Origin of the sequence: Nostoc cf. edaphicum LEGE 07299, assembly GCF_015207245.1 — a bacterium.
Lineage (GTDB): Bacteria > Cyanobacteriota > Cyanobacteriia > Cyanobacteriales > Nostocaceae > Nostoc > Nostoc edaphicum_B.
Window position 1 is genome coordinate 1 of sequence record NZ_JADEXF010000265.1, and the last position, 5,903, is coordinate 5,903.

4 protein-coding genes and 1 pseudogene are annotated in these 5,903 nt (G+C 42.3%); 3 read left to right on the forward strand and 2 right to left on the reverse strand.

Features of this window, described 5'->3' with window-relative positions; translation table 11 throughout:
• Positions 1-122 precede the first annotated feature (122 nt).
• The gene (locus tag IQ229_RS10010) at positions 123-1,463 is read right to left on the reverse strand and encodes a restriction endonuclease-related protein (RefSeq protein WP_194043313.1); all 1,341 of its coding nucleotides are present in this window, start codon (positions 1,461-1,463) and stop codon (positions 123-125) included.
• Positions 1,464-2,072: 609 nt separating this feature from the next.
• On the opposite strand from IQ229_RS10010, the gene IQ229_RS10015 reads away from it, so the two are divergent.
• Positions 2,073-2,858, forward strand: coding sequence for an RNA polymerase sigma factor SigF (locus tag IQ229_RS10015; RefSeq protein WP_094329630.1), 786 nt, complete (start codon positions 2,073-2,075; stop codon positions 2,856-2,858).
• 57 nt (positions 2,859-2,915) lie between these two features.
• Here the strand turns inward: IQ229_RS10015 and bchD are convergent, their stop codons facing one another.
• Entirely contained in the window at positions 2,916-4,949 is a 2,034-nt protein-coding gene (bchD, locus tag IQ229_RS10020; RefSeq protein WP_194043315.1) for a magnesium chelatase ATPase subunit D, read from the reverse strand.
• Positions 4,950-5,040: 91 nt separating this feature from the next.
• Here bchD and IQ229_RS10025 point away from each other — a divergent pair, with 91 nt between their 5' ends.
• On the forward strand, positions 5,041-5,628 hold the full coding sequence (locus IQ229_RS10025; RefSeq protein WP_194043317.1) for a Uma2 family endonuclease: 588 nt from the start codon (positions 5,041-5,043) through the stop codon (positions 5,626-5,628).
• A 42-nt stretch (positions 5,629-5,670) separates the two neighbouring features.
• Positions 5,671-5,903 (forward strand): annotated as a pseudogene (locus tag IQ229_RS23875) (hypothetical protein); the annotation flags it as partial.

The window sequence follows — 5,903 nt, forward strand, 5'->3', positions numbered from 1 at the left end:
TTACCAAAAAGTAAATGAATTAGTACCAGAAATGTTGAATCTTGATACAACTGACAGTACTCATCCACAAATTTCACTGTGGGCACGGGTGGGCGCGGCTCAACCATACTAAGGCTTCAGTTTTAGCGATCGCCCTTAATTATACTCCGGCGAGAGTGACAAAAGAGGGCTAAAATTGTTTGAGCCTGAGTAATGATTTCGCTAAATAGGCGCAAGCGCACACCTTCAAGTTTTGGTTCTAGTTGTTCGCGTACAACTTTTATTCGCAAAAAGTCTTCACGTTCATCTGGAAAAACTACAAAGGTTTCTGTTGCATCACGCCGATATTGCACCTTTTGCAAACGTTCCTCATCTACTGATGCCCAATCTTTAAGATCAATTGCCCAGCGAACTTTGCGCGGGAACTCTACGAGTAAGTCGAATTCATCAACAAAAGGCCAGAGAGTGACGCGCACACCCAATTTTGTCAGTTCTTCTTTAAGTTGAATTTCCCAAATTCCTGGCAGCGTACCGTACAAATGCACGCCAGGAGTAACGGCTTTCCATTCTTCTGCTTTTTCTTTAGGAATAGGTAATAATGGTTGAAGGTTACTGGTTGCACAAAGTCTTTCACACCAAGGGTTACGACAGGTGTAAGTACCATCGGGGCGTTGACGTTGAACATACTTGCAGCGCGGACACAGATGATAGATGCTACCTTCTGCCAACTTATCCATATCGACATAAATTTCTAACCTTGACAATAACTCGCGCAGTGGTCTTAGTTCGGGTAAACTTAGCCATTGCCGATATTCTGAGTAATGAAGAGTAGGTTTCGTGATAATCAGTAGTCGAAAAGCACGATAAGCATCTTCTAGCTGATTTCCCCGACAGTATTCCAGTACATCTTTCAGTACTGACTCTTGTACTTGCGCCATTACATCATTACCCGAAACTTGCCATTCTCTAGCAAAATCGGAAACTACTCCGTCTTCTATAACGCTGACATCTGGCGAAAGGTATTTAATCTCTTGGGTAGGTTTCCAAGAAGTAATTAATGTTTCCGCCCAATCAAAAAATTGGGGTAGGTTCTCTGGGGCTTGTTCTTTCCGCAGCAAAGAAGCTAAGTACATACGGGACATTCCAATGCGGAGGGCGTCAGGTACTTGATTTCGCTTTTCTAGTTCAAGTTTTTCCCACTGCACTACGCCAGTAGCTAAATACCGCAGAGTGTCGGTAACAGATAGCTGTAACGAGGGTTTTTCCAAATCAGATGTGAGGAGGCGAAGACTGCGGGCGCTGTGGTCATCCCATTCAACGTCGATACCACGCATAGTTTGCAACCAGCGCTTAACCGTTGCTTTCTGACGTGGTTGCATTCCGAGTTCTTGACACAACTCTTCTAGAGTTGGCCCTTGTTTATGGATACTAAACCATTGTTGAAGTGCATCGAGAACTTTTTGTCGGTGTTTGGTGATTTTCATTGTTCACCTTCCTGTTTAGCAGAAGTGTGACACCCACCAAACTGGCATGTCAATCACCTGTTTCCATGTTTCCACTAAGTTTCCAAAGTTTCCATCTTACCAATATTGAATAGAAATGTACCTCAAAACCCAACTAAGTACAAATCCCCATAAAAATGAGTCAGAATTCTGTTTTTTGTAGCTTAACTTTTGTTCTTCTACCCAACTTTCAATTTGAATTTTCCACCTTTATTAATGACGGTACGTACTAAAAGATAAAATTGCCCGTCTCTTTTGCGATTAATTCAGTACCGATTCACGTTGCTCTCAGTATGACAGATGGCTATTCGGTCAGTTATGCACTGTTCAGCATAAATAGCTAGTTTTTGTTGCAAAAGCTAAAGATTATTTACCATTCAACAGTTATATAAAACGCAAAAAGCACCTGTAACAGAGAGGTTCGCAAAATCATGCGTACAAATACTGAATTGTGGAGTTCGACCCCTAACAAGTTCAGTGGAACGACGATGGCTTATTCTGGCTTGACTAAGGAAAATAATGACAGCTTAGAAGATAAATATACGCAGCTCCATTTTCTCAGGAATAGGAGTTACAACAAAGGTAATATATATGGCAACAAGTGAGTCCTCTTTACGAACTGATGGTATAGAATTATTACACTTGTACCACCAGAATCCTTCTATTAAACTTCGTAATAAACTTGTACAGTTACATACTGGCTTAGTACGGAAGATGGCTCATAAATTCAGCCATCAATGTAATGAACCTTATGAAGATTTAGAACAAATTGGGTATTTTGGTTTGATTAGGGCTATTGAGCGTTTCGATCCCAGTCAAGGATATGCTTTTAGTTCCTTTGCTGTGCCATACATTCGCGGTGAGATGCTGCACTTTTTGCGCGATCGCAGTACTCTATTAAAAATTCCCCGTCGTTGGCAAGAATTATACAATGAAGGGCAAAAGATTCGCAAGGACTTGGCAATGTCTTTAGGTCGCCAGCCCAAGGATGCTGAAATTGCCAGCCACCTGCGGGTATCTGTGCAAGAATGGCAAGAAACCAAGTTAGCCGCTCAAAATCGGATGCCTTTAAGTTTAGATGCAACCGCAGTTAACTATGTTGATTGCCAAATAACCTTGGGTGAAGCACTTCCTTGTCCTCGTTCTCATGTTCTTTTACAACAAGAAGAAGAACGCCAACAACTCCAAGGCGCAATAAATATGTTGGAAGAAAAGCCCCGGATGGCAGTTGAAATGGTATTTTTGAAGGAACTTTCTCGCAAAGATGCTGCTAAAAACATTGGTACTAGTCCAATGACAGTAACGCGGTATCTGCAAAAGGGAATCCAAGATTTGATTTGCTATTTACAACCACAGGTAATGCCAACTGGATCTTAGTCGTGCTGAGTCAAAAATCCAATGACTAATGACTAATGACCAATGACAAATGACCAATTATCGAGATTTTAAATCAGCGATCGCACCTTTGGTCATAGCAGCAATAGCTTGATCTGTCGCTTTTGGCAAATGATAATATTTACCGCCTGCTGTTTGCGATAATTCTTTAGCAAACCCAGTAGACACAAATTTACTTTCCGTATCAATTACTAATAGTTGCATCCCCAAAGCACGAATTCTGGCAGCAATTTCTAATAATTCTCCTTTGATATCTGGCTTTTCTCCTGGTTCAAGCTGTTCACCCAAAGAACGCGCTAAGGGAATATTACCTCGCCCATCGGTGATTGCTACAAGGACAACTTGCCCAATATCTCCACTCATCTGGGCATTTAAGCCGACACGTACAGCTTGAGTCAAACCATGCGCTAAGGGCGAACCCCCACCACAGGGCAACCTTTCCAAGCGGTTACGCGCTAAGGCAATAGAACGTGTTGGAGGCAATAATACCTCTGCCTGTTCTCCCCGAAAGGGAATTAATGCTATTTGGTCGCGGTTTTGATAAGCTTCTGTCAATAGTTGCATCACCGCACCTTTAGCCGATTGCATTCGATTTAATGCCATTGAGCCAGAAGCATCTACCACAAATACTACCAACGCCCCGGCTTTGCGTACCAGGCGTTTTGAGCGAATATCAGGCTGTTCGACAATAACTTTTCTATCTGGTTGTCTTTCTCTTCGTGCTTTTTGATAAGGAGCCGCTGCTCTGAGGGTGGCATCTACTGCAATACGTCGCGCTTTTCCCTTGGGTAACATTGGCTTAATGTAGCGTCCCCTGTCATCAGAAAATATGACGCTGCGACTACCAGATTTACCTTGCCGCTTCGCCATTTGAGTAAAGTAAAGCACGTTGTCATCAAGAATTACCCCTTCTGGATCAAAGATAAACTCTTCTGGGATGCTGGGGGGTTCTTGCTCTTGATTTTCTTCCTGTTCTTCCTGTTCTTCTTGTTCCTCTTCTGATTCGTCCTGGGGTTCTTCTTGATTTTGCTGCTGCGGTGGTGGAGGCGGAGGTGGTGCTTGCTCTGGTGGCGGTGTCTGCACAACAGTGGCACGTGGTACAATTACCAGTTCTACAGCACGGCGCAAATCTTCGGCATTAACTGTTGTCCTTCCCTCCAAAGCCGCAGCAGCTTTGGCAACCCGCGTGGCGAATAACTCGGCGCGATGTCCCTGAACTCCACCGCGAATTGCCTCATCTACTAAGTAGGCAATTTGTTCGTGGGTGATGATGACTTCTTTCAACCATTCCCGTGCCAAGATAATTTGGGTTTTGAGGGAATCTAAGTCTTCGTTGTACTGTTGGAGAAAGTCTTGGGGAGATTTAGAATAAGCGATCGCTTGCTCTACTGCTTCTACTCTTTGATCTAAGCCGAGTACACCGTCAGCAGAGAGTGCGATCGCAATTCTATCTAATAAATGCTCCCGTAATCCGCCTTCTTCTGGATTGTAGGTGGCAATAAATAAGGATTTGCACGGATGCTGAAAACTAATCCCTTCCCGTTCGATCTGATTGCGTCCCTCAGATAATACTGTTAAAAGCTGATTTGATATTTGGTCATCTAATAAATTAATTTCATCTACGTACAGTACACCCCGGTTTGCTGTAGCGAGTAAACCAGGCTGAAAAATGGTATCACCTTGTTTTACCGACTTTTCCACATCCACTGAACCAAGTAGTCGGTCTTCTGTAATACCTAGAGGAATTTGTAAAAAAGGCGCGGGGATAATTTCGACGGGCACATCTTGAATATCTTTGTCTGCGTACTCCGCCAAAAGTTGATCGTCCCATTCTTCTGGGTGATTGGGGTCACAATTGCTGATTGAACCTTTGACAACTTCAATCGGCGGTAGTAGAGCATGGATAGCACGAGCCATTACAGATTTTGCCGTACCGCGACGACCTGCGATCGCTACTCCTCCCAAACCAGGATCAACGGCTGCTAACAGCAAGGCTAATTTAATTGCTTCTTGACCGACTACGGCTGTCAAGGGAAAGGCAGTGATCGTGGGGTTGATAGTAGGCGCAGGCATTGTTTGCTTTTATAGCGAGTCTCGGCCTTTAGCATACCAATTTCTGACACATTTAGAATAGGGATTATGGCAATGAGAGAAAGGTAAGGTTATGAGTATTGCTCAGGCTAAACGCTTCACACTGGATGAATACCACAGGCTTGGAGAATTGGGCTTTTTCCATGAAGATGACCACATTGAATTAATTAATGGGGAAATTATTGAAATGGCATCCAAAGGTACAGCCCATGAAACTTGTTTGCGAAACTTGTTACGAGAACTTCCAAAACTTGTAGGTGATAGAGCAACTTTACAATCTCAAGCTCCGATTGCTTTGCCACCCAATAGCAAACCTGAACCGGATTTTGCTATTCTTCAAAACCGAGATGATAATTATCTTTTTGGTCATCCTCAAGCTGCTGATGTGTTATTAGTGATGGAGGCTTCAGATTCTTCGTTAGGCTATGACCAAGATGTGAAAATTCCTCTCTATGCTAAAGCAGGTATTGCTGATTATTGGATATTCAATTTATTCGATAAATATTTGGAAGCTTACAGTGAGCCATATCAGCATACTCAAGGTAAATCTGGTTATTTAAATAAGCGGATTATCTTGTCAAATCAGGCAATAAAATTTTCCTGCTTGCCTGATTTATCTCTTGATCTAGTTAGGGTGTTTCCGCCAAAGCTGAATTTTTAACTTTGTTATAGAATTCAGTCATAAAACAAAAGTGTAAGTTTTATGGCTTATAGTGATTTTAAACTGATTGAAGTTATTGATTCTTTTGGGTTAGTTGTCCACGAGTCATCTGGACTATTCGCAAATGTACAGGAGCAAGAATGTAGTGATTTATTATCTACTATTCTTAAGGAGAATGTTGACTTAGCAGTAGCAATAAGTTCGGAAAAAGCTCGTAGTGAAATGATAATTAGTCCAATTTTATTAGAGATTAGACGTAAATTCAATTATGAAAT

Bases quoted from the DNA above. Each gene is read 5' to 3' on its own strand.
- IQ229_RS10015 (WP_094329630.1), top strand. From the start codon at position 2,073: ATGGCAACAAGTGAGTCCTCTTTACGAACTGATGGTATAGAATTATTA.
- IQ229_RS10025 (WP_194043317.1), top strand. From the start codon at position 5,041: ATGAGTATTGCTCAGGCTAAACGCTTCACACTGGATGAATACCACAGG.
- IQ229_RS10010 (WP_194043313.1), bottom strand. From the start codon at position 1,463: ATGAAAATCACCAAACACCGACAAAAAGTTCTCGATGCACTTCAACAA.
- bchD (WP_194043315.1), bottom strand. From the start codon at position 4,949: ATGCCTGCGCCTACTATCAACCCCACGATCACTGCCTTTCCCTTGACA.